Genomic DNA, 21,384 nt, shown 5'->3' with positions numbered 1-21,384 from the left:
CCGCCGAGGAAGCGGGGGTGCCTCCGCGCGGGAGCGCGGGCGGGCGCGTCGGGGGATGGTTATGGTCGTCGGGTGAACCGACTCGCTGACGCCACGAGCCCGTACCTGCTCCAGCACGCCGACAACCCGGTCGACTGGTGGCCCTGGTGCGACGAGGCGTTCGCCGAGGCGAAACGGCGGGACGTGCCGGTGCTCATCTCGGTCGGCTACGCCGCCTGCCACTGGTGCCACGTGATGGCCCACGAGTCGTTCGAGAACGAGCAGGTCGGCGCCCTGATGAACGACGACTTCGTCTCGATCAAGGTCGACCGCGAGGAACGCCCCGACGTCGACGCGATCTACATGACCGCCACCCAGGCGATGACCGGGCAGGGCGGCTGGCCGATGACCGTCTTCGCGACCCCGGACGGCACGCCCTTCTTCTGCGGCACGTACTTCCCCCGGGCGAACTTCGTCCGGCTGCTCCAGTCCGTCGCCGCCGCCTGGCGGGACCAGCGCGACGCCGTCATCCAGCAGGGCGCCGCCGTGGTCGAGGCGATCGGCGGCGCGCAGGCCGTGGGCGGGCCCACCGCGCCGCTGGACGCCGCGCTGCTCGACACCGCGGCCGACCAGCTCGCCAAGGAGTACGACGCCGTGAACGGCGGGTTCGGCGGTGCGCCGAAGTTCCCGCCGCACATGAACCTGCTCTTCCTGCTCCGCCACCACCAGCGCACCGGCTCGCAGCGCAGCCTGGAGATCGCCCGGCACACCTGCGAGGCGATGGCCCGGGGCGGCATCTACGACCAGCTCGCCGGCGGCTTCGCCCGCTACTCCGTCGACGGGCACTGGACGGTGCCGCACTTCGAGAAGATGCTCTACGACAACGCGCTGCTGCTGCGGGCGTACACCCAGCTCTGGCGCCTGACCGGCGACCCGCTGGCCCGCCGGGTCGCGCAGGACACCGCCTGGTTCCTCGCCGACGAGCTGCGGACCCCGTCCGGTGGGTTCGCGTCGGCGCTGGACGCCGACACCGAGGGCGTCGAGGGATCGACCTACGTCTGGACGCCGGCCCAGCTCGTCGAGGTGCTGGGGGAGGAGGACGGCCGCTGGGCCGCCGACCTGTTCGCCGTCACCGAGGCCGGCAGCTTCGAACACGGCACCAGTGTGCTGCGGCTCGCCCGCGACGTGGACGACGCGGACCCGGCGGTGACGCGGCGCTGGCAGGACGTCGTCGGCCGGCTGCTCGCGGCCCGCCGGGAACGGCCGCAGCCGGCCCGGGACGACAAGGTGGTCGCCGCCTGGAACGGGCTGGCCGTCACCGCGCTCGCCGAGTTCAACCAGGTGGCCGACACGTTCGGTCCGGCCGGTCCCGACGAGGAGTCGCAGACGCTGGAGAGCGTCGCCGACGGCACCTACGGCGTGATGCGCGACGCCGCCGAGTACCTGGCGAGGGTGCACGTCGTCGACGGGCGGCTGCGCCGCGTGTCCCGCGACGGGGTGGTCGGGGACCCCGCCGGGGTGCTGGAGGACTACGGCTGCGTGGCAGAGGCGTTCTGCGCCATGCACCAGGTCACCGGCGAGGGGCGCTGGCTGGAGTTGGCCGGCCGGCTGCTCGACGTCGCCCTGGCGCGCTTCGCGGCGCCCGGAGGCGCCTTCTACGACACGGCCGACGACGCGGAGCGGCTGGTGGCCCGCCCCGCCGACCCGACCGACAACGCCACGCCGTCCGGGCGCTCGGCGATCGTCGCGGCGCTCGTGACGTACTCGGCGCTGACCGGTCAGACCCGCTACCGGGAGGCCGCCGAGGCTGCCCTGTCGACCGTGGCGCCGATCGTCGGCCGGCACGCCCGCTTCACCGGCTACGCGGCCACCGTCGGCGAGGCGCTGCTCTCCGGGCCGTACGAGATCGCGGTGGTTACGGACGAGCCGACGGGGGACCCGCTGGTCGCGGCGGCACACCGGCACGCCCCGCCCGGCGCGGTGATCGTGGCGGGCCGCCCGGGCCAGCCCGGGGTGCCGCTGCTCGCCGACCGGCCGATGGTCGACGGGCGGGCCACCGCGTACGCCTGCCGGGGTTTCGTCTGCGAGCGTCCCGTGACGGCGGTGGACGACCTGGTCGGCCAGCTCGGCCGGCGCTGAGGAGCCCGGCTGCGGCGGGTGTGCGATCGGCCATCCGGCGGCGCGGGTGGCAGGGCGTCCCGATAGGCTGGCGCCGCTATGGATTCCCGTACCGGTCTGCCCGTTGTCGGCATGGTGGGCGGTGGCCAGCTGGCCCGGATGACCCACCAGTCCGCGATCGCCCTCGGCCAGTCGCTGCGCGTGCTCGCGCAGGCCCCCGACGACGGCGCCGCACTGGTCGCCGCCGACGTCCAGTACGGCGACCACACCGACCTCGCCGCGCTGCGCACCTTCGCCAAGGCCTGCGACGTGGTGACCTTCGATCACGAGCACGTTCCCACCGAGCACATCCGCACGCTGGCCGCCGAGGGCGTGAAGCTCTTCCCGCCGGCCGACGCGCTGCTGCACGCCCAGGACAAGCAGGTCATGCGGGAGCGGCTCGGCGAGCTGGGCGCGCCGAACCCGGCGTGGCGAGGAGTCGCGGAGCCCGCCGACGTGGTGGCGTTCGGCGACGAGATCGGCTGGCCGGTGGTGCTCAAGGCGGCCCGGGGCGGGTACGACGGTCGGGGCGTCTGGCTGGTCGACGACGCGGCCCACGCCGCCGAGCTGGCGACGACCCTGCTGGCGGGCGGTACCCGGCTGATCGTCGAGGAGCGGGTGCCGCTGCGCCGGGAGCTGGCCGTGCAGGTGGCCCGTTCGCCGTTCGGGCAGGTCGCCGCGTACCCGGTGGTCGAGACGGTGCAGCGCGACGGCATCTGCGTCGAGGTGCTCGCCCCCGCACCGGATCTGCCGGAGGAGCTGGCGGTCGCCGCCCAGCAGCTCGCCATCGACCTGGCCACCGCGCTCGGCGTGGTCGGCCTGCTCGCCGTGGAGCTGTTCGAGGTGGCCGACCAGACAGCGCCCGCCGGCAGCCGGATCGTCGTGAACGAGCTGGCGATGCGGCCGCACAACTCCGGGCACTGGACCATCGAGGGCGCGCGTACGTCGCAGTTCGAGCAGCACCTGCGGGCGGTGCTCGACTACCCGATGGGCGACACCTCGCTGACCGCTCCCGTGGTGGTGATGGCGAACGTGCTCGGTGGAGAGCCGGGTGGGATGTCGATCGACGAGCGGCTGCACCACCTCTTCGCGGCCGAGCCCGGCGCCAAGGTGCACCTCTACGGCAAGCAGGTGCGGCCCGGCCGCAAGATCGGGCACGTCACGGTGCTCGGCGACGACCTGGACGACGTACGGACGCGGGCCGCGCGGGCCGCCCGCTGGCTGCGCGAGGGCCACGCGTGAGGTTCAGCTCGTGGGGCCCGAAGTCGCGAACGAGAGGCGGAGACCAGTGAGCACCGTCGGACTGATCATGGGCAGCGACTCGGACTGGCCCACGATGAAGGCCGCCGCCGAGGCGCTGGACGAGTTCGAGGTGCCGTACGAGGTCGAGGTCGTCTCGGCGCACCGTACACCGATCAAGATGATCGACTACGGACGCGCTGCGGCCGACCGGGGCCTCAAGGTCATCATCGCCGGAGCGGGTGGCGCCGCCGCACTGCCGGGCATGATCGCCTCGGTCACCCCGCTGCCGGTGATCGGCGTACCGGTGCCGCTGAAGCACCTCGACGGGATGGACTCGCTGCTCTCCATCGTGCAGATGCCGGCCGGCGTGCCGGTCGCCACCGTGTCGATCGGCAACGCCCGCAACGCCGGCCTGCTCGCCGTCCGCATCCTGGCCGCCGCCGACCGCGCCCTGCTCGACCGCATGGCGGCCTACCAGGCGGACCTGGAGCAGTTGGTGGCCGAGAAGGACGCCGCCCTGCGCGCCTCCCTGGCCTGACTTCCCGGGCCTCGCGCCCCGCGCGGCCCGTGCCGCCTTCCCGGCCCCCGCCCGAGGCCGCCGTCCCCGCCCCGCCCCCGCCTTGGTGGTGCCCGCGCGGCCCCTCCTTGTGCCGCGCGCCCCCATGCCGCCCGTGCCCCTCTGCGCGCCCGCGGCCCCGTGCGGCCCGCGCTCCGCCCTCGCGACGACGACTGTGGCCGCTGCCTGCGCTGCTGCTCTGCCCGTTCTGCCTGCTCTGCCCGCGCTGGCTGCTCTGCCCGCGGCCGCCTCCGCTGCCCTGTCTCCTGCGGCGGCCCTCGCCTGCCCCCGACCCGGCGCCGGCTGACACGCTGCGCTGCCTACACCAGCCATGGTTACTCCTCGCAACCAGGTGCGTCAGTCACTCAGCGTTGCGGCTCTGGCCGAACGGGACTTGTCCTCCCGCGCCCTTTGCTCTGCAGCCATCCACGCACCAGGTTCCTGAACTGGCATTACGTATTTCGGGATCGGGTGGATGCAGTGGACGTCGGCAACGCTGCGTGACTGTTGCGTCGGTGGCTGCAGAGCAAAGGGCGCGAAGGGTTGGTGGTGGTCCCGCACGGCAAGTCACGTTGTGTAGTCGCTGCAGCGCATCGGCTCTCACCACGCCCCAGCCCTAGCCGATCGGTCGGTTACGGCCGCCGTGCCGTCGCCGGCACCGCCATCCACTCGTCGACCGGGGGAAAGGCCCGGACAGCAGCGCTTTCGTCCGCCGGGCCGGCCTCACCCACTCGGCAGTGCCACCGGGACGAGGTCGTGGCCACGGCATGGCGCGCGGGCCGGCGAGGTCGGGCTGACCGTCGTCTGCGGCTCCCGGGTCTTGTCCGGCGGCTGTTGGTGGCCACCGGGCTGGGAATGAGCGCTGCGGACGGGAGACGAGCCGCGCGACGGTCCGTGGGCGGGCCGGCTCGGTGGCTGCGGGGCCGCTCGTGCCGGCAGCCGACGGGCGGTCCCGCGCCGACCTCACCGCATGCCGCGTAGGGCCGTCTGGAGGCGTTCCTGGGCGCGGCGTCGGCGCTCGTTGCTCGCGCCGAGCACCAGCAGCAGGAGGCCGACCGGGATCAGTGCCAGCCACGGGCCGAAGCTGAACAGCGCGTGCACCGCAGTGATCGCGGTGACGCTGGCCCCGATGATGACCGGCGCCTGCTGCTGGCTCATCGACCCGAAGACGAGGACGGCGACGGCACCGAGCAGCAGCAGCACCTGGCGCACCGTGCTGGAGTCGGTGGCCAGCACGATCGCCAGGGTGGGCACGAACGCGGCGACGAGCGCGGGCCCGTACGCGACCCAGCTGCTCAGGTCGGGTCGGTGCCGCAGCTCCAGCACTCCGACGAGCAGGGCGAGTGCCGCGAAGGGCAGCGTGTACGCCTCCGGCAGCGCCACGTCGGCGACCCGCATCAGGATCCACCAGGCGGCGATCTCGCAGACCACCACCGCCCAGAACAGGATGCGCCGCTCCGTCGGCCGGCGGCCCGGTCGGGTGGCCGCCACGCCGAGGACCGCGCCCCAGGCGGCCAGCAGCGCCGCGATGTGCCGGGGTGAGTCGAAGGCCAGTGCCAGGGCGATCAGGGCGGCGGCGTGCCCGCTCCACTCGACGGTGGCCGCCTCCCGCTGCGCCTCGGGGCGACGCAGCCGGGGCAGGGTCGCGGCGAACACCTGGAGGGCCGCGCCGACCGCCAGTACGCCGATCGCCGACCAGACGGCCGCGAGGCCGGCCACCAGGCTGGCGGTGAGCACGAAGAGCTGCGCCATCAGCGAGGCGAAGAGCCAGCCGAGGATGCGGGCCCGCTGGGTGGTGCCGAAGATGGCGGCCACCGTGCCGACGCCGACCGCGCCGCCGAGGGTGAACAGGGTCAGCTCCCGTGTCGCCAGGCCGCCGACCAGGCCCGCGCTGCCGGCGGCCAGCCCGATGGCGAAGACGAGCACCCTGGTCAGGCGTAGCGAACGGGCTCGCTCGACCAGCGGCGGGGGCGGGGTGAGCGCCAGCCCCAGCATCGAGATCGTGAACACGGACAGCGCCGCCAGCGTGCTCGCGGGCCAGCCGTTGCCGAGGGACGCCGGGGTGATCAGCAGGGTCACGGCGGCGCCGGGCAGCACGACCGGTACCGCCCGGGAGCGTCGTCCGCCGCTGAAGCCGGTGGCGGCCAGCGCGGCGGTCGCGGTGAGCAGCAACGCGGTCAGCACGTGGGTCGGGTCCACCGCCGAGGACGGCGGCGTGAGCAGCTCCGGCGGTGGTCCCTGCCAGACCCGGCCGAGGCTGCGGTGCGGGTCGACCAGCGCGACGACCAGGGCCGGCGCGATCGACACCAGCGCCAGGACGGTGGGCAGCGCGGCGGCGGCGAGCGCACCGGCGGCGGGGCTGACCCGCCAGCGCCGCGTCCCGTCGTCCGGCAGCCGCCGCAGCGCGCCGTCGAGCAGCACCGACCAGCGCCGCACCGGCTGGGCCGCGCCGACCGGCGGTTCCGTCGCCCCCCGGACCAGCTCGGCGAGCACCCCGAGCAGGGCCGCGGCGGCGGCGTAGACACCGACGGGCTGGTCGGTGGGGACGGCTGCCAGGGCGCTCACCGTGGCGCCGCCGGCCACCGCCGCGCTGGCCCAGGGCAGGTACTGCGGGATCCGCCGCCGGACGGCGGCCACCGCCGCCAGGCCCAGGCTCGACGCGGCCAACGCGGCGGTGATCAGCACTTCCGGCGCGTGCCCGAACTCGGCGGCCAGCGCCGCGACCGCGCCCGGGAACGCGAGCAGCGCGGCGCCGGCCGCGGCACCCCCGATCTGGGCAAGGTGCGGCGGCATCCCCTCGTACTCGATGTCATCCACCAGCGGCACGGCCAGCGACCGGGCCAGCGCCGCCACCACGATGCCGATCAGCGCGATGCTGCCCAGCGCCAGCGCGGTCGTCCACGGCCGGACCAGGCCCGCCCCGGCGGCGTGCAGGGCGACGACACCGGCCACGACCGCCCGGGACAGGGCGGCGCGCGGGTCGATCGCCGCGACGGCGGCAGCCCCGAAGACCGTGGCCACCATGCCGCCCACCAGGACGGGCGACCACCACGGCAGGTCGAACGCGGCCGGCGCGCCGATCGTGGCGAGCACGGCCGCCGCGCCCGACACGTCGTACTTCGACGGCGGCGGCAGGAGGATCGCGGCGGCGACGCCGAGCAGGGCCAGGGCGATCGGGGCCTGCCACGTCGACCCGCCGGTCGGCGCGGCCGGCCAGCCGGTCAGGTCACCGGCCCAGATCGGGCCCGGAGTCGCGAGCACCCCCACCCCGCCCCGCAGCGCGCTCCAGCCGGCGAGCAGCCCGATCAGCACGCCGCCGACGGCGATGCCGAGGATCGGGCCGCGTCGCCACTCCTCGGGCATCGCCCGGGCGGCCACGGCCACCACCAGCACCAGCCCGGCGGCGACGGCGAGCTGCCCGCCGGGGGCCAGGACGGCCGTGATCCGGGCCAGGGTGGCGATCAGGGCGGTGGTCACCGCCGCGGCGGCCAGGTCGGAGCCGTCCAGGGTGAGGTCGGAGCGTCGGCCCGCGTCGATGGGGCCGGCGAACACCACCATCGCGCCGGCGACGAGCAGCAGGCCACCGACCCAGGCGTCGGCCGCGGTGGCGCCCGGTGCCCCGAACGCGGCGGCCGTGACGGTGACCGCGCCGAGGGCCGTGCCGACCGCCAGCGGCGTCGGGATGCGACGCTGGGAGACCTGCACGATGGCGGCGTAACCCAGGGTTACGCAGACCGCCAGGAAACTGGCCGCGAGCACCGGCACGGTGACCTCGCGCAGGCTCGCCGGGGTGGGCGTCGGATCGACGGGTACGGTCGCCGCGACGAAGGCGGCCACCGCGCCCGGCAGCGCGAACGCCGCACCCCCGGCGGCCCAGGCCGAGACCGTGTCCGCCGCGGCCGGGGCGAGTCGCATCCTGGGCGCCGCGGCGACGAGGATCCCGGCGGCGCACAGCGTGAGCAGGACCGCGGCGGTCAGCGCCGGCCGGGCCAGTCCCGCGCCCGCGCCGAAGAGGCCGACGCCGGCGGCGGTCGCCGCGTGCGCCAGCGCCGCGCGTTCGGTGCGGGCGGAGAGCCCGACCACCCCGATGCCGACGGCCGTCAACACCATCGGCCAGGGCGCCACCGCCCACGCGAGGCCGAACGACGCGGGCACGGCGAGCGCCGTCAGCGCCGCGCCGACCACGGCGAACTCCCGGCGGATCTCCGACGGCAGGGCCAGCACCGCCGCGACGGTCAGCAGGAAGGCGCTCGCGGCAAGCTGCCAGGCGGCGGGGCCCACGGCCGCCGCCAGCTCGGCCGGATAGCGCTCCAGATCGGCGGCCCAGGCCGGTAGCGCGGCCCGGACGGGGGCGGCCCCGGCGCGCAGGGCGCCCCCGGCGACCACCACCCCGCTGACCGTGAGCGCCACCGCCGAGGCGAGCTGCGGCCCGCGTCGGGCCGCCTCCGGCACCGCCCGTACGGCCAGCCCGGTGAGGGTGATGACCGCCGCGATCAGCAGCAGCGCCCGACCGGGGAAGGCCACCGAGGCGATCCGGCTCAGCGCGCCGATCACGGCCAGGGTGAAGATCCCGGCGCCGAGGTCGGGCAGCGGCGGCCGGCGCAGCACCAGCGTGCCGGCCAGCCCCACCGCGGCGGCCAGCAGCAGCGCCAGCCCGGCTCCGGTCGCGGTCGGCACGGTGCCCGCGCGGAGCAGGGCGGAGACGGCGTACGCGAGGGCGAGGGCGACCGCCACCCCGTGCAGCGCCCAGGTCAGTTCGCTCAGCCACGGCACCGGACGGGCGGCCGGAACCCCGTCCCGCACCGGTTGCCCGCCGTCGAGCACCTCGCCGGCCTCCTCGGGCGCCCCCTCCGGCCGGCCGTCGGCGCCGCGCTGCCGGGGTGCGGCCGGGGACGCGGCGGGCGCGGCCGGAGGTTCGGGCAGGTCCCGGCGGACCGGCCGCTCCACGGTGACGGTCGAGCGGGCCAGCCAGAGGTCGAGCAGGGCCACCGCCGTCAGCACCAGCGCCCAGCCACCCGGGCCGGTGATCCGGTCGTACGCGAGCAGCGGCAGCACGGGCTGAGCGGCCAGTACGGTGGCGAAGCGGGGCGCGCGCAGCCCTGTCCAGCGGGCGTAGCCGAAGGAGACGCCGGCGGTGACGGCGAAGACGATCGCGCCGAAGACCGCGCCCGAGGCGCCGCCGTTGCCGATCCGGTCCACCGCCCACAGCGCGTAGCCGGCGAGCGGCACCAGGAGCAGGCCGACCGCGGAGATGGTCTCGGCGGTCGAGGTGAGCCCGCGCCGGGCCAGCACCGGCGGGGCGAGCAGCATCAGCACGGTCGCGAGCAGCAGGATGCCCAGCCGGGCCAGCGCGTCCATCGAGCTGGTGGCCACCGCGGCGAAGACCACGGCGGCGACCCCGAGCAGCAGGGCACCGAGCCCGAGGGGGATGTTCTGCACCTCCCGGGAGGACGCCTCCGGCGGGTGCTCCGGGTCGTCGGCGTCGAGCCAGGTGGCGGTCGACTCCGGGGGCGGCGGAGGGTCTTCCGGGCCGGGCGGGGTGCCCTGGCGGGGCACCCGGGGCGGGGCGCCGGTGGTGGCCGTGGGTGGCCGGCGGCCCGGCCTGCGGCGCAGCACCCGGCGGGGGCGGGTGGCCTGCTTGAGACGTTCCTCACTGGCGTGGGCGAGGGTGTCCCGCTGGAAGAGCGCGGCCTGCATCTTGGCGGCGATCTGCCGTTGCTCGCTGGCGATGGCGGCCTCGCGGGCCTTCATCTCCGCGATGGACCGCTCGATCTCCGCCAGGTGCTCGACCCACTGTGGCTGGTGCGCGCCGCAGTGCGGGCAGCTGACGGCCGGTTTGATCTCCCGACCGCACGAGGAGCACTGAAAGGTCGCCACGACACCCCTCCGCCCGCACTGTGGACTTCCACCCTCGCAGCATGCCCAATGTGGGCGAGGATTTCGACAGTTGTCGGCGGGTCCGGGGCAAAGATCGTCAGAGCGGACGGCGAACGGCCGGTCGCGCAGGGTGCCGCGCGACCGGCCGTCAGTCGTCGATCGTCAGGGGCGGCCCATGCCGCGGTACTCCCAGCCGGCCTGGGTCCACAGTGCCGAGTCCAGGCAGTTGCGTCCGTCGACCACCTTGCGGCCGGCGACCAGCTCGCCGAGGGCCACCGGGTCGGCGTTGCGGAAGTCGGCCCACTCGGTGAGTACGCAGACCAGGTCCGCGCCGGTCACGGCCTCGTTGATGCCGGGCTCGTAGACCAGCTCGGGCGCCACCGCGCGCGCCCGGTCCATGCCCTGCGGGTCGTAGACGTGCACGTCGGCGCCGGCCTTGCGCAGCAGCGAGGCGACGGAGAGCGCCGGCGCGTCGCGTACGTCGTCGGTGTTGGGCTTGAAGGTCGCGCCGAGCACGGCGACGCGGGTGCCGGAGAGATCGGGCCCGGCGGGGCCGGAGCGGCGACCGAGCAGCTCGGCGGCGAGCTGGACCACCCGGGTCCGGCGGCGCAGGTTGATCAGGTCGACCTCGTGCAGGAAGCGCAGGGCCTCCCCGGCGCCCAGCTCCTGCGCGCGGGCCTGGAACGCGCGGATGTCCTTGGGCAGGCAGGCGCCGCCGAAGCCGAGCCCGGCCTGGAGGAACCGATTGCCGATACGCGGGTCGAAGCCGATGGCCCGGGCGAGGTGGGTGACGTCGCCGCCGGACGCCTCGCAGACCTCGGCCATCGCGTTGATGAAGGAGATCTTGGTGGCGAGGAAGGCGTTCGCGGCCACCTTGACCAGCTCGGCGGTCGCGAAGTCGGTGACCACCAGGGGCACCTCGCGGTCCTCGGTGGCGGCCAGGTCGAAGACACCCTTGTGGGCGGCGTAGAGCATCCCGTTGGCCCACTCGCTCTTGACGCCGACGACGATCCGGTTGGGGCGCAGCACGTCGTCGACGGCGAAGCCCTCCTGGAGGAACTCCGGGCTCCACGCCACCTCGACCCCGAGGTCGGCCGGGGCGTGCTTGCTGACCAGCTGCTCCACCCACTCGGCGGTGCCGACCGGCACGGTCGACTTGCCCACGATCAGGGCCTTGCGGGTCAGGTGCTGGGCCAGGCTGGTGACCGACGCCTCGACGTACGACAGGTCGGCGCCCATCCCGTCGGCGCGCTGCGGCGTGCCGACGCAGATGAAGTGCACGTCGCCGAACTCGGCGACCTCGGCGATGTCGGTGCTGAACCGCAGCCGCCCGGCCGCCAGGTTGCGCTTGAGCAGCTCGTCGAGACCGGGCTCGTGGATCGGCACGTCGCCGGCGTTGAGCATGGCGATCTTGTCGGCGTCGACGTCGAAGCCGAGGACCTCGTAGCCGAGTTCCGCGTAGCAGATGGCGTAGGTCGCACCGAGATAGCCGGTGCCCAGGAAGGTCACCCGCGGCCGCTGCGCGCCGGAGGGGGGCGTCACCGCGGCGATGGCGGGCATCGGCTGGGTGTTCGGGTACGGGATCGTCACGCCTGTCTTCTCCGCTCGCGCTGGCGGCGCTTCGTCGCGTCGCGTTCTGCTGCGGCGCCTGGGCGGGCACCGAAGGGACTCTATGCCTGTCACTTCCATCATCGCCGGGCGGCGTCGACGCGCGTCATGCCCCAGCCTACGCGGCGGTAACATCGCCCGGGGTGGCCGCTATCCTTCAGTCTGCGCCGTCGGCGGTCAGGTGACGCTACAGACTGCGCATGATAGCGGTGAAGGGGAGGGGGCCGACATGGCCGCAGAGCAGTCGTTCGACGTCTACCGGTTGCCCGAGGAGCACGAGGCGGTCCGGGAGGCGGTCCGCGAGGTCTGTACGGCCAAGGTGGCGCTGCACGCCGCCGAGGCCGACGAGACCGGCGAGTTCCCGAAGGCGTCCTACGACGCGCTGCGGGCCGCGGACTTCCACGCGCCGCACATTCCCGTCGAGTACGGCGGCGCGGGCGCGGACGCCCTGGCCACGGCCATCGTGATCGAGGAGGTGGCGCGGGCCTGCGCCTCGTCCTCGCTGATCCCGGCGGTCAACAAGCTCGGCACCATGCCGCTGCTGCTGGCCGGCTCCGAGGAGCTGAAGCGGCGCTACCTCACGCCGGTGGCGGCCGGCGACGCGATGTTCTCGTACTGCCTCTCCGAGCCGGAGGCCGGCAGCGACGCGGCGTCGATGACCACCCGCGCCGAGCGTGACGGCGATCACTGGGTGCTCAACGGCGTGAAGCGCTGGATCACCAACGCAGGGGTCTCGGAGTTCTACACCGTCTTCGCGGTGACCGACCCGTCGGCCCGCTCCCGGGGCATTTCCGCCTTCGTGGTCGAGAAGTCCGACGCCGGGGTCAGCTTCGGCGCGCCGGAGAAGAAGCTCGGCATCAAGGGCTCGCCGACCCGCGAGGTCTACCTGGACAACGTCCGGATCCCCGCCGACCGCATGATCGGCGCCGAGGGCGCCGGCTTCGGCACCGCGATGAAGACCCTCGACCACACCCGGGTCACCATCGCCGCGCAGGCCGTCGGCATCGCCCAGGGCGCGCTCGACTACGCCAAGGGGTACGTCCAGGAGCGCAAGCAGTTCGGCAAGGCGGTCGCCGAGTTCCAGGGCGTGCAGTTCATGCTCGCCGACATGGGCATGAAGCTCGAGGCGGCCCGGCAGTTGACGTACGCCGCGGCCGGCAAGTCGGAGCGCGGCGACGCCGATCTCACCTACTTCGGCGCGGCGGCCAAGTGCTTCGCCTCGGACGCGGCCATGGAGATCACCACCGACGCGGTCCAGTTGCTCGGCGGCTACGGCTACACCCGCGACTACCCCGTCGAGCGGATGATGCGGGACGCCAAGATCACTCAGATCTACGAGGGCACCAACCAGGTGCAGCGCATCGTGATGGCCCGTCAGCTCCTCAAGGGCTGACCGGTCGGCGGGCGGGCCGGACGTCCGACCCGCCCGCATCCTCCCCGGTCCCCGGTCCCGCCGTACGGCACGCGTACGGCCGGACCGTCACCGGATTTCGGTCGTGTCCTCCTCGGGGCGGTTGGTGGCGCGCGGCGGCGCCGACCAGGGCGAGCCCCCACCGGAGCGACGCGGCAGCGGCTCGGTCGGCGTCGGGTCCGGGTAGCCGAGACTCGGCGGGGCGGTGTCCCGGTCGGTCGACTCGGTCGGCGGCCAGTCGGTCAGCGTGAAGTCGCTGCGGTCCGGCCCCTCGGCGGTCGCCGGCTTCGGTTCGGCCGGCCGGGGCCACTGCCGCCAGCGCTGCCGGCTGAACGCGGCCACGACCAGCAGCAGGCCGATCAGGAAGAGCGTGCCGTTCTCCACCGGGACGTGCAGCGGCAGGGGGTCGCCGAAGACCTTCCAACCGTCCGGGATGCGGTCCCGGACCTGGAAGGGCGCGACGAACATCCCCACGTACGGGGCGGCGAGCAGCAGCCCGGCCACGAGCGGGCCGAGCGGCGAGGTGCGCAGCGTGCCGAGCAGGCCGAGCAGGACCCCGCCGACGGCGAGGTAGACGGCGGGCTCGATGAGATTGGCCGAGTTGAACTTGCCGATCTCGACCCAGCGGTCGACGGTGCCCGCCGACCCGTCCTGCCCGAGGGTGACCAGCACCCACGTGACGGGTACCACCACCAACCCTGCGAGGAAGCTCCAGAGATGTCGCATCCGCGCACCGTACCGTTTTCGACATGACCGAGCACCCCTCCACCGCGCCGACCGGTAAGCCGACCTCGTACTCCCGGGTCACCCTGAGCCGGATCATGACCGCGGTCGACGTCAACCTGTACGGCACCGTGCACGGCGGGGTGCTGATGAAGTTCATCGACGACGTGGCGGGGGCCGCCGCGGCCCGGCACAGCGGCGGCACGGCGGTCACCGCGGCGATCGACGAGATCGTCTTCACCGAGGCGGTACGGGTCGGTGACCTGCTGCACGCGCACGCCCAGGTGAACTGGACGGGGCAGACCTCGATGGAGGTCGGGGTGCGGGTGGTGGCCGAGCGGTGGGACTCGGCCGAGGACGAGCCGGTGCGGGTCGCCACCGCGTACCTCGTCTTCGTGGGCGTCGACCTCGGCGGCGCGCCACGGGCGGTCCGCCCGGTGCTGCCGGAGAGCCCGGAGGACGAGCGCCGGTTCCGGGAGGCGGAGATCCGCCGTGCCCACCGGCTGGCCCGCCGTCGCGCCATCCAGGCACACCGCGCCGGCTGACAGGCCCCTTCCTGTGTGGGGAACGTGCGGAAGGGACCCTTCCGCACGCCCGAGGTCCACACAGGGAAGAGGTGGGGCATGTGGGCTCCGCACGTGCGCCGACGGAGGTCGGGTGCGGAGAATGGCGCTCTGAGGTAGGGCAAGATGGCGCCACGGCCCATTCACAGTGTCGTGCGGGGCCAGGGGAGGGTGGAGCAGTGGGTGACGTGCTGTGGACGCCGCCGGCGGACGTACGCGAGCGGTCCCGGATCGGGAACTACCTGCGCTGGCTGCGTGAGCACCGGGGGCTGGACTTCGCCGACTACGACGAGCTGTGGCGGTGGTCGGTAACGGACCTCGACGCGTTCTGGCGGTCGATCTGGGACCACTTCGAGGTGCTCGCGCACACCCCGCCGACCGCCACGCTGACCGACCGGGGGATGCCCGGGGCCAGGTGGTTCCCCGGCGCCACCCTCAACTACGCGGAGAACGTGCTGCGCATGCCGGGGCGCGCCGACGACGCCCCGGTGGTCGTCGCGTACGGCCAGACCCGCGCGCCGGCCACCCTCACCGCCGCCGAGTTGCGCGAGCAGGTCCGCCGGGTGGCCGCCGGCCTGCGCCGCCTCGGCGTCACCGCCGGCGACCGGGTCGCCGCCTACGCGCCCAACATCCCCGAGACGTACGTGCTGCTGCTCGCCGCCAGCAGCCTGGGCGCGATCTTCTCCTCCTGCGCCCCGGAGTTCGGCACCCGCAGCGTCACCGACCGGTGGCAGCAGATCGAGCCGAAGGTCCTCGTCGCGGTGGACGGCTACCGCTACGGCGAGAAGCCGGTGGACCGGCGGGCCGAGGTGGCCGCGATCCGGGCCGCCCTGCCGTCGCTGGAGCACACCGTCAGCATCGCCTACCTCGACCCGGCCGGGGATCCGGCCACCGCGCCGTCGGCTGGCGCCGCAGGCCGGACGGAGGCCGCGCCGTCGGCGGGCGGCGCGGACCGGCCGAAGACGCTGTCCTGGTCGGAGCTGGCCGCCGACACCGACGAGCCGCTGACCTTCACCCCGGTCGCCTTCGACCACCCGCTCTACGTGCTCTACTCCTCCGGCACCACCGGGTTGCCGAAGCCGATCGTGCACGGCCACGGCGGCATCCTGCTGGAGCACCTGAAGATGCTGGCCCTGCACCACGACCTGGGCCCCGAGGACCGCTTCTTCTGGTTCACCACCACCGGCTGGATGATGTGGAACTTCCTGGTCTCCGGGCCGGCCGTGGGCGCGACGATCGTGCTCTTCGACGGCAACCCGGGCCACCCCGACCTGGGGGCGTTGTGGCGGCTGGCCGGGGAGACCGGCACCACCTACTTCGGCACGTCCGCGCCGTTCCTGCTGGCCTGCCGCAAGGCGGGCCTGGTGCCGAAGGAGACCGCCGACCTCTCCGCGCTGCGCGGGGTCGGCTCGACCGGCGCGCCGCTGCCCGCCGAGGGCTTCACCTGGGTGTACGAGACGGTCGGTGACGACCTCCAGCTCCAGTCGCTCTCCGGCGGCACGGACGTGTGCACCGGCTTCGTCGGCGGGGTGCCGCTGCTGGCGGTGCACGCCGGCGAGATCGCCTGCCGGGCGCTCGGCGCGAAGGTGGAGGCCCGGTCGGCCGACGGCACCCCCGTCGTCGGCGAGCTGGGCGAGCTGGTGATCACCGAGCCGATGCCGAGCATGCCGGTGGGCTTCTGGAACGACGCGGACGGCATCCGCTACCGGGAGGCGTACTTCGACCTCTACCCGGGCGTGTGGCGGCACGGCGACTGGATCACCATCAACGACCGGGGCGGCTGCGTGATCACGGGCCGTTCCGACGCCACCCTCAACCGGGGCGGGGTGCGGATCGGCACCGCCGAGTTCTACTCGGTGGTCGAGGGGCTCGACGAGGTCGTCGACTCGGTGGTCGTGCACCTGGAGGACGCCGAGGGCGGCGCCGGTGAGCTGCTGCTGTTCGTGGTGCTCGCCGAGGGGCTGGAGCTGGACGACGCGCTGCGCAAGATGATCTGCCGCGAGCTGCGTACGGCGCTGTCGCCCCGGCACGTCCCGGACGAGATCCACCAGGTGCGGGCCGTCCCGCGCACCCTCTCGGCGAAGAAGCTGGAGGTCCCCGTGAAGAAGATCCTCACCGGCACCCCGGTCGACTCGGCGGCGGCCAGGGGAGCCCTGGCCAACCCGGAGTCCCTCACGGCCTTCGCCACCCTGGCCCAGACCCGGCACCCCCGCTCCTGACCCACCCCGCCCCGGATGGGCGGTCAGGGGAGGGGGCGGGTCACTCGTTCCGTGGTGGCGCGGGTGGCGAGAGTGGACGCGTCGGCGTTGGCACAGAGGACCGTGGTGGCGCCGGCCGTCAGCGGGGCGAGCAGCCAGTCGACCGGGTCGGGGTAGGTCCCCGTGTCGATCAGCACCCGGTCGCCGGGCGCGATGCCCAGCTCCGTGACGCGGACGGCCGCACGGCCCAGCAGCGCCGCCTCGCCCGGCCCGGCGGGGGCGTACGGGCTGAAGTGGTCGCCGTGGGCGCGTACCTCCGCGGTGTAGTCGGCGAAGCCGGGCGGGACCTCACGCATCGGCAGGGCGAACGGGTGCAGTGCGAGGACGTAGCGTTCGCCCGCCGACCACGCGTCCGCCTCGTCGAGCCGCGTGGCGGCGACGAAGAGCACGTCCACGTCGCCCGGCGTGTCCACGACGGTCAGTCCGGCCGACCAGCAGCCGAGCAGCACCGCGGCGGTCTGCCAGTGCGGGGGCAGCACCACCCCGGCGACGTCGCCGGGGCCCACGGCCACCTCGTCGACGAGCAGGTTGGCCGTCTTGGCCACCCAGTTCGCCAGCGTGGCCCCGGAGAGCTCGGTCCGTTCGCCCGTGGCGTCGTCGTACCAGGTCAGCAGCGGTCGGGTCGGATCGGCCGCGATCGCGGCGGCGAAGACCCGGGCAATGTTCTCGGCCATCAGCGCGAACGATACGCCCACCGGTCGTACCAGATGACGGCCACAAGTCGGCATACGGTCGGGTCGCAGTCAGCGTCGATGCCGGGCTCCGGCGTAGGCTTGCCGGAGTGTTGTTCCCCACAGGCCCGTCAGTTCAAGGAGTCGCCCCGTGACCGCCGGTCGACCGCCCCGCGTGCTCATCGACGCCACGAGTGTCCCAGTCGACCGTGGTGGTGTCGGTCGATACGTCGACGGCCTGCTCGGCGCCCTCGGCAAGGTGTGCGGGTCGGGGGTGGAACTGGCCGTCGTCTGCCTGCGCACCGACCTGGAGCGCTACACCCGGATGCTGCCCGGCGCCGAGATCATCCCGGCCCCGGCGGCCGTCGCGCACCGCCCCGCCCGGCTCGCCTGGGAGCAGACCGGCCTGCCGCTGCTCGCCCAGCAGGTGGGCGCGCAGGTGCTGCACTCGCCGTTCTACACCTGCCCGCTGCGCGCCGGCTGCCCCGTCACGGTGACCGTGCACGACGCGACGTTCTTCACCGAGCCGGAGCACTACGACAAGTCGCGCCGCACCTTCTTCCGCAGCGCGATCAAGACGTCGTTGCGCCGGGCCAGCCGGGTGATCGTGCCGAGCAAGGCCACCCGGGACGAGCTGATCCGGCTGCTCGACGCCGACCCCACCCGGATCGACGTCGCCTACCACGGCGTCGACCACGCCGCCTTCCACGCGCCCAGCGACGAGGAGAAGGCCCGGGTGCGGGCCCGGCTGGGCCTCGGTGGCACCAACTACGTGGCCTTCCTGGGTGCCAAGGAGCCGCGCAAGAACGTGCCGAACCTGATCCGCGGCTGGGCCCGTGCGGTGGCCGAGCGGAAGGACCCGCCGGCCCTGGTGATCGCGGGCGGCCAGGGGCACGACGACGACATCGACCGCGCGGTGGCGGAGGTTCCGTCGCACCTGCGGCTGCTCCGTCCGGGCTACCTGCGCTACGCCGACCTGCCCGGCTTCCTCGGCGGGGCGCTGGTGGCCGCCTACCCGTCCTACGGGGAGGGTTTCGGCCTGCCGATCCTGGAGGCGATGGCGTGCGCCGCGCCGGTGCTCACCACGCCCCGGCTGTCGTTGCCGGAGGTGGGCGGCGACGCGGTCGCGTACACCAGCGAGGCGGCCGACCAGATCGCCGCCGACCTGGCCGCGTTGCTCGACGACGAGCAGCGCCGGTTGTCCCTGGCCAAGGCCGGTTTCGACCGGGCCAAGGAGTTCACCTGGGAGTCCAGCGCCGAGGTGCACATCGCCGCCTGGAGTCGGGCCCGGGCCTGACCGGCCACGGCCGGCGACGTGAGAATGCGTCCCCGGTCAGGCGAATCGGGCATGATGTGCGGGTGATCTACGCCGTCATCCCGGCGGGTGGCAGTGGCACGAGGTTGTGGCCGCTGTCCCGTGCCGGCCATCCCAAGTTCCTCCACCCGCTGACCGGCTCCACCGCCTCGCTGCTCCAGGCGACGGTGGAGCGGCTCGGCCCGCTGACCTCTGCCGAGCGCACCCTGGTGGTCACCGGGACCGCGCACGCGGCGGCGGTCGCGCGCCAGCTCGCCGGGGTGCCGGAGGAGAACATCCTGGTCGAGCCGTCGCCTCGGGACTCGTGCGCGGCGATCGCGCTGGCCGCGGCGGTCATCGCGCGGCGCGACCCGGAGGCCGTGATGGGCTCCTTCGCCGCCGATCACCTGATCGGCGATCCGGAGCGGTGGCGGGCGGTGGTCGGGGAGGCGGTACGCGGCGCCGAGCAGGGCCTGCTGATGACCGTCGGCATCACCCCGACGCGGGCCGAGACCGGCTACGGCTACCTCGAGACCGGCGACCCGGTCGACGGTGGTCCGCTGCGGCCGGTCGCCGAGTTCAAGGAGAAGCCCAGCGCCGAGGTGGCCGAGGCGTACCTGCGCTCCGGGCGGCACCTCTGGAACGCCAGCATGTTCGTCTGGCGGGTCGACGTGTTCCTCGCCGAGCTGGCCCGCCAGCAGCCCGCCCTGCACGCCGGGATCGCCGCGATCGCCGGGGCGTGGGGCACGGAGGAGCAGGACGACGTGCTCGGCACGGTCTGGCCGACGCTGCCGAAGATCTCCGTCGACTACGCGGTGATGGAGGGCGCGGCGACGGCCGGCCGGGTGGCCACCGTGCCGGGCGACTTCGGCTGGAACGACGTCGGCGACTTCCACACCCTGGGCGAGGTGCTGCCCGCCGACGCGGACGGCAACGTGGTGCTCGGCACCGACGCCAAGCCGGGGGTGCTGCTGCACGACAGCGGCGGGCTGGTGGTGGTGCCCCACTCCGGGCGGCTGGTGGCGGCCGTCGGCGTACGCGACCTGATCATCGTGGACACGCCGGACGCGCTGCTGGTCTGCCCCCGCGACCGGGCGCAGGACGTCAAGAAGGTCGTCGACGAACTCAAGGAACGGGGCGAAGAGGGGCTCGTCTGAGCGCTGCCAGGGCCGGGGCGACCAGGCGTGCCGTCCCGCCGGCCAGCGGCTCCGGCAGCCGGTCCGGCGGGAACCAGCCCAGCGCCTCGGACTCCTCGCTGACCCGCTCGACCGCGCCGGGCGGGGCGAGGACGGCGAAGCGTACGTCGTGGTGCAGCGAGCCGCCCTGGCAGCTCACCGGGTGGATGTCGACGTCGATCGGTACCGGGTCGATGCGCAGGCCGGCGATGCCGGACTCCTCGCCCGCCTCCCGCAGGGCGGCAGCGGCGAGGGTCCGGTCGGCCGGCTCGCAGTGCCCGCCGAGCTGCACCCAGCGCCGGAACTTGCCGTGCAGGCAGAGCAGCACCCGGGACCCGGTGGCGTCGAACACCAGCGCGCTCGCGGTGACGTGCGCGGGCAGGTGCGCCCGGCTCATCGCCACCGGCCCGTCGGCCAGCAGCGCGACCGTGCGGTCCCGGGCCTCGGCGGCGGCCGTACCGGTCGGCTCCCAGCGGCTCAGCGTCGCGACGGCGTCGGCGTGCAGCGCCGCGTGCACCTCGTCGTGCCGCGTCTCGTCCGGCGCGGCGTGTGCGGCCATCTGCGCCTCGGCGTGCCGCGCCGTCTGCGCCCCCGCTTCCGGCGACGGTCGGCAGGCGGCGGCGGTGGGGGAGTCGGTCATGCCGACACTGTACGAGCAGCCGCTTCGTACCCTGGCGCGATGACCCTGCGACTGTTGGAGTTCGTCGTGGCCGGCAACGAGGCCAGCGATCTGCTGCCGGTGCGCTCGGCGCCGCTGCTGCGGGCCTACGGTGCCCGGCGCGGCTTCTGGACCGTGCTGGACGAGGGGCCGATGGAGCACTGCCTGGCCCTGCTGCTGGAGCTGGACGACGGCCGCTGGGTCGCCCACCACGTGGCCGCCGACGCCGGGGTGGAGAACGGCCGCACGGAGGACGGCGAGGCGCTCGCCCACCACGACGGCTGGGTGTACGTCTTCGGCTCCCACTTCGGCTCGAAGGCGGGGCCACTGCGCCCGCGACGCGCCTTCGTGGCCCGGTTCCGGGAGGACGACGCCGCGGTGGGCCCGCTGCCGGTGCAGGTGGTCCGCAACCGGTTCCGGCTGCACCGGGCGGTCAACGACGCCCTGCTGAAGGCGGCGTTCACCCCGCTGCCGCCGGGCGACCGGGTGCGGGCCCGGTTCATCGGGGAGACCGTCGCCCGGGGCACCGCCCGGTCGAAGGGCTGGGTCGACCGGCTCGTCCCCGACGACCTGCCGCTGAACGTCGAGGCGGCGGCCTTCACGCCGACCGGCGGTGTGCTGCTCGGGCTGCGGTTCCCGGTCACCGCCGAGGGTGAGCCGATCCTGGTCGAGCTGACCGGTGTGCCGGGCATGTTCGATCTCACGCCGAGCTGGCCGGAGGCGTCCGGCGCGTACGTCCTGACCGGGGTGACGCCGCCCGGCGCGCTGGCCGGCTTCCGGGCGATCGCGCCCACGGACGACGGCGGCTACGCGGCGATCGTCGGGTCGATCGACGCGCTGGGCAAGGGCTCGGTGCTGCTCGACGACCACCCGGCCGGCGGCGAGGTCACCTCGCGGCACGTGCGGTTCCGCCCACCCGGCGACGGGCATCTGGTGCCCGGCGAACTGGTGGCCGACCTGGCGCCGTTCCACCACGTGGAGGGGTTGGTCGAGTGCGGCGGGGAGAGCTTCTACGTCACCGACGAGGACCATCGGGTGGCGCTCTGGGTCGGTTGACCTGCGGTGGACCGACGCCCGGACGACACCTCCGCGGAGTATGGCCGCAGACCCTCGTGATGTCGCCCGGCCGCCGGTCCTTCCCCGTCCCCCGGGGGTGCCCGGCTCCGGGCGTGTCGGGTGACGCGCCCGCCCCCGTGTGCGGGCAGTGGAAGC

13 protein-coding genes and 2 pseudogenes are annotated in these 21,384 nt (G+C 74.5%); 10 read left to right on the top strand and 5 right to left on the bottom strand.

Annotation, left to right across the window (positions count from 1 at the left end; genetic code table 11):
- Positions 1-72: 72 nt before the first annotated feature.
- From ACGFIG_RS06650 to purE, 4 genes and pseudogenes are all read left to right on the top strand, one after another.
- Positions 73-1,330: pseudogene (locus tag ACGFIG_RS06650) on the top strand (thioredoxin domain-containing protein); the annotation flags it as partial.
- A gap of 65 nt (positions 1,331-1,395) precedes the next feature.
- Positions 1,396-2,118 (top strand): annotated as a pseudogene (locus ACGFIG_RS06645) (hypothetical protein); the annotation flags it as partial.
- Between the two features lie 78 nt (positions 2,119-2,196).
- On the top strand, positions 2,197-3,378 hold the full coding sequence (locus tag ACGFIG_RS06640) for a 5-(carboxyamino)imidazole ribonucleotide synthase (protein ID WP_392999927.1): 1,182 nt from the start codon (positions 2,197-2,199) through the stop codon (positions 3,376-3,378).
- A 46-nt stretch (positions 3,379-3,424) separates the two neighbouring features.
- Positions 3,425-3,916, top strand: coding sequence for a 5-(carboxyamino)imidazole ribonucleotide mutase (gene purE, locus ACGFIG_RS06635; RefSeq protein WP_392999925.1), 492 nt, complete (start codon positions 3,425-3,427; stop codon positions 3,914-3,916).
- Between the two features lie 981 nt (positions 3,917-4,897).
- On the opposite strand, the gene ACGFIG_RS06630 is transcribed toward purE, so the two are convergent.
- Both ACGFIG_RS06630 and ACGFIG_RS06625 read right to left on the bottom strand, forming a co-directional pair.
- Positions 4,898-9,811 carry an SCO7613 C-terminal domain-containing membrane protein gene (locus tag ACGFIG_RS06630; protein ID WP_392999924.1) on the bottom strand — a complete coding sequence of 1,638 codons (4,914 nt, stop codon included), beginning with the start codon at positions 9,809-9,811 and terminating at the stop codon, positions 4,898-4,900.
- 162 nt (positions 9,812-9,973) lie between these two features.
- Positions 9,974-11,401 carry a UDP-glucose dehydrogenase family protein gene (locus tag ACGFIG_RS06625; RefSeq protein WP_392999922.1) on the bottom strand — a complete coding sequence of 476 codons (1,428 nt, stop codon included), beginning with the start codon at positions 11,399-11,401 and terminating at the stop codon, positions 9,974-9,976.
- Positions 11,402-11,648: 247 nt separating this feature from the next.
- On the opposite strand from ACGFIG_RS06625, the gene ACGFIG_RS06620 reads away from it, so the two are divergent.
- Complete coding sequence (locus ACGFIG_RS06620; protein WP_392999920.1) at positions 11,649-12,812, top strand: acyl-CoA dehydrogenase family protein; 1,164 nt, start codon at positions 11,649-11,651, stop codon at positions 12,810-12,812.
- Positions 12,813-12,899: 87 nt separating this feature from the next.
- Here the strand turns inward: ACGFIG_RS06620 and ACGFIG_RS06615 are convergent, their stop codons facing one another.
- Positions 12,900-13,556: a hypothetical protein gene (locus ACGFIG_RS06615; protein WP_392999918.1), complete on the bottom strand. Its 657-nt coding sequence runs from the start codon at positions 13,554-13,556 to the stop codon at positions 12,900-12,902.
- Between the two features lie 23 nt (positions 13,557-13,579).
- Here ACGFIG_RS06615 and ACGFIG_RS06610 point away from each other — a divergent pair, with 23 nt between their 5' ends.
- Positions 13,580-14,098 carry an acyl-CoA thioesterase gene (locus ACGFIG_RS06610; protein WP_392999916.1) on the top strand — a complete coding sequence of 173 codons (519 nt, stop codon included), beginning with the start codon at positions 13,580-13,582 and terminating at the stop codon, positions 14,096-14,098.
- Between the two features lie 197 nt (positions 14,099-14,295).
- Complete coding sequence (locus ACGFIG_RS06605) at positions 14,296-16,335, top strand: acetoacetate--CoA ligase (RefSeq protein WP_392999914.1); 2,040 nt, start codon at positions 14,296-14,298, stop codon at positions 16,333-16,335.
- A gap of 23 nt (positions 16,336-16,358) precedes the next feature.
- On the opposite strand, the gene ACGFIG_RS06600 is transcribed toward ACGFIG_RS06605, so the two are convergent.
- Positions 16,359-17,048 carry a TIGR03089 family protein gene (locus tag ACGFIG_RS06600; RefSeq protein ID WP_392999912.1) on the bottom strand — a complete coding sequence of 230 codons (690 nt, stop codon included), beginning with the start codon at positions 17,046-17,048 and terminating at the stop codon, positions 16,359-16,361.
- 148 nt (positions 17,049-17,196) lie between these two features.
- On the opposite strand from ACGFIG_RS06600, the gene ACGFIG_RS06595 reads away from it, so the two are divergent.
- Together ACGFIG_RS06595 and ACGFIG_RS06590 are read left to right on the top strand one after the other, a co-directional pair.
- On the top strand, positions 17,197-18,342 hold the full coding sequence (locus ACGFIG_RS06595; protein ID WP_392999910.1) for a glycosyltransferase family 4 protein: 1,146 nt from the start codon (positions 17,197-17,199) through the stop codon (positions 18,340-18,342).
- Between the two features lie 62 nt (positions 18,343-18,404).
- Positions 18,405-19,496, top strand: a complete 1,092-nt coding sequence (locus ACGFIG_RS06590; RefSeq protein ID WP_392999908.1) for a mannose-1-phosphate guanylyltransferase — start codon at positions 18,405-18,407, stop codon at positions 19,494-19,496.
- Here the strand turns inward: ACGFIG_RS06590 and ACGFIG_RS06585 are convergent.
- Complete coding sequence (locus ACGFIG_RS06585; RefSeq protein WP_393001341.1) at positions 19,465-20,073, bottom strand: NUDIX hydrolase; 609 nt, start codon at positions 20,071-20,073, stop codon at positions 19,465-19,467. The genes ACGFIG_RS06590 and ACGFIG_RS06585 overlap by 32 nt on opposite strands.
- A gap of 120 nt (positions 20,074-20,193) precedes the next feature.
- On the opposite strand from ACGFIG_RS06585, the gene ACGFIG_RS06580 reads away from it, so the two are divergent.
- Positions 20,194-21,228 carry a hypothetical protein gene (locus tag ACGFIG_RS06580; protein ID WP_392999906.1) on the top strand — a complete coding sequence of 345 codons (1,035 nt, stop codon included), beginning with the start codon at positions 20,194-20,196 and terminating at the stop codon, positions 21,226-21,228.
- The last annotated feature ends 156 nt before the right edge of the window (positions 21,229-21,384 follow it).

This window comes from Micromonospora sp. NPDC049048 (genome assembly GCF_043197615.1).
Lineage (GTDB): Bacteria > Actinomycetota > Actinomycetes > Mycobacteriales > Micromonosporaceae > Micromonospora.
This window is presented reverse-complemented; position numbering and strand designations above follow the sequence as displayed.

Excerpts from the sequence above, each read along its gene's own strand:
- ACGFIG_RS06585 (WP_393001341.1), bottom strand. The coding sequence starts at position 20,073 with ATGGCCGCACACGCCGCGCCGGACGAGACGCGGCACGACGAGGTGCAC.
- ACGFIG_RS06610 (WP_392999916.1), top strand. The coding sequence starts at position 13,580 with ATGACCGAGCACCCCTCCACCGCGCCGACCGGTAAGCCGACCTCGTAC.
- ACGFIG_RS06620 (WP_392999920.1), top strand. The coding sequence starts at position 11,649 with ATGGCCGCAGAGCAGTCGTTCGACGTCTACCGGTTGCCCGAGGAGCAC.
- ACGFIG_RS06580 (WP_392999906.1), top strand. The coding sequence starts at position 20,194 with ATGACCCTGCGACTGTTGGAGTTCGTCGTGGCCGGCAACGAGGCCAGC.
- ACGFIG_RS06615 (WP_392999918.1), bottom strand. The coding sequence starts at position 13,556 with ATGCGACATCTCTGGAGCTTCCTCGCAGGGTTGGTGGTGGTACCCGTC.
- ACGFIG_RS06600 (WP_392999912.1), bottom strand. The coding sequence starts at position 17,048 with ATGGCCGAGAACATTGCCCGGGTCTTCGCCGCCGCGATCGCGGCCGAT.
- ACGFIG_RS06640 (WP_392999927.1), top strand. The coding sequence starts at position 2,197 with ATGGATTCCCGTACCGGTCTGCCCGTTGTCGGCATGGTGGGCGGTGGC.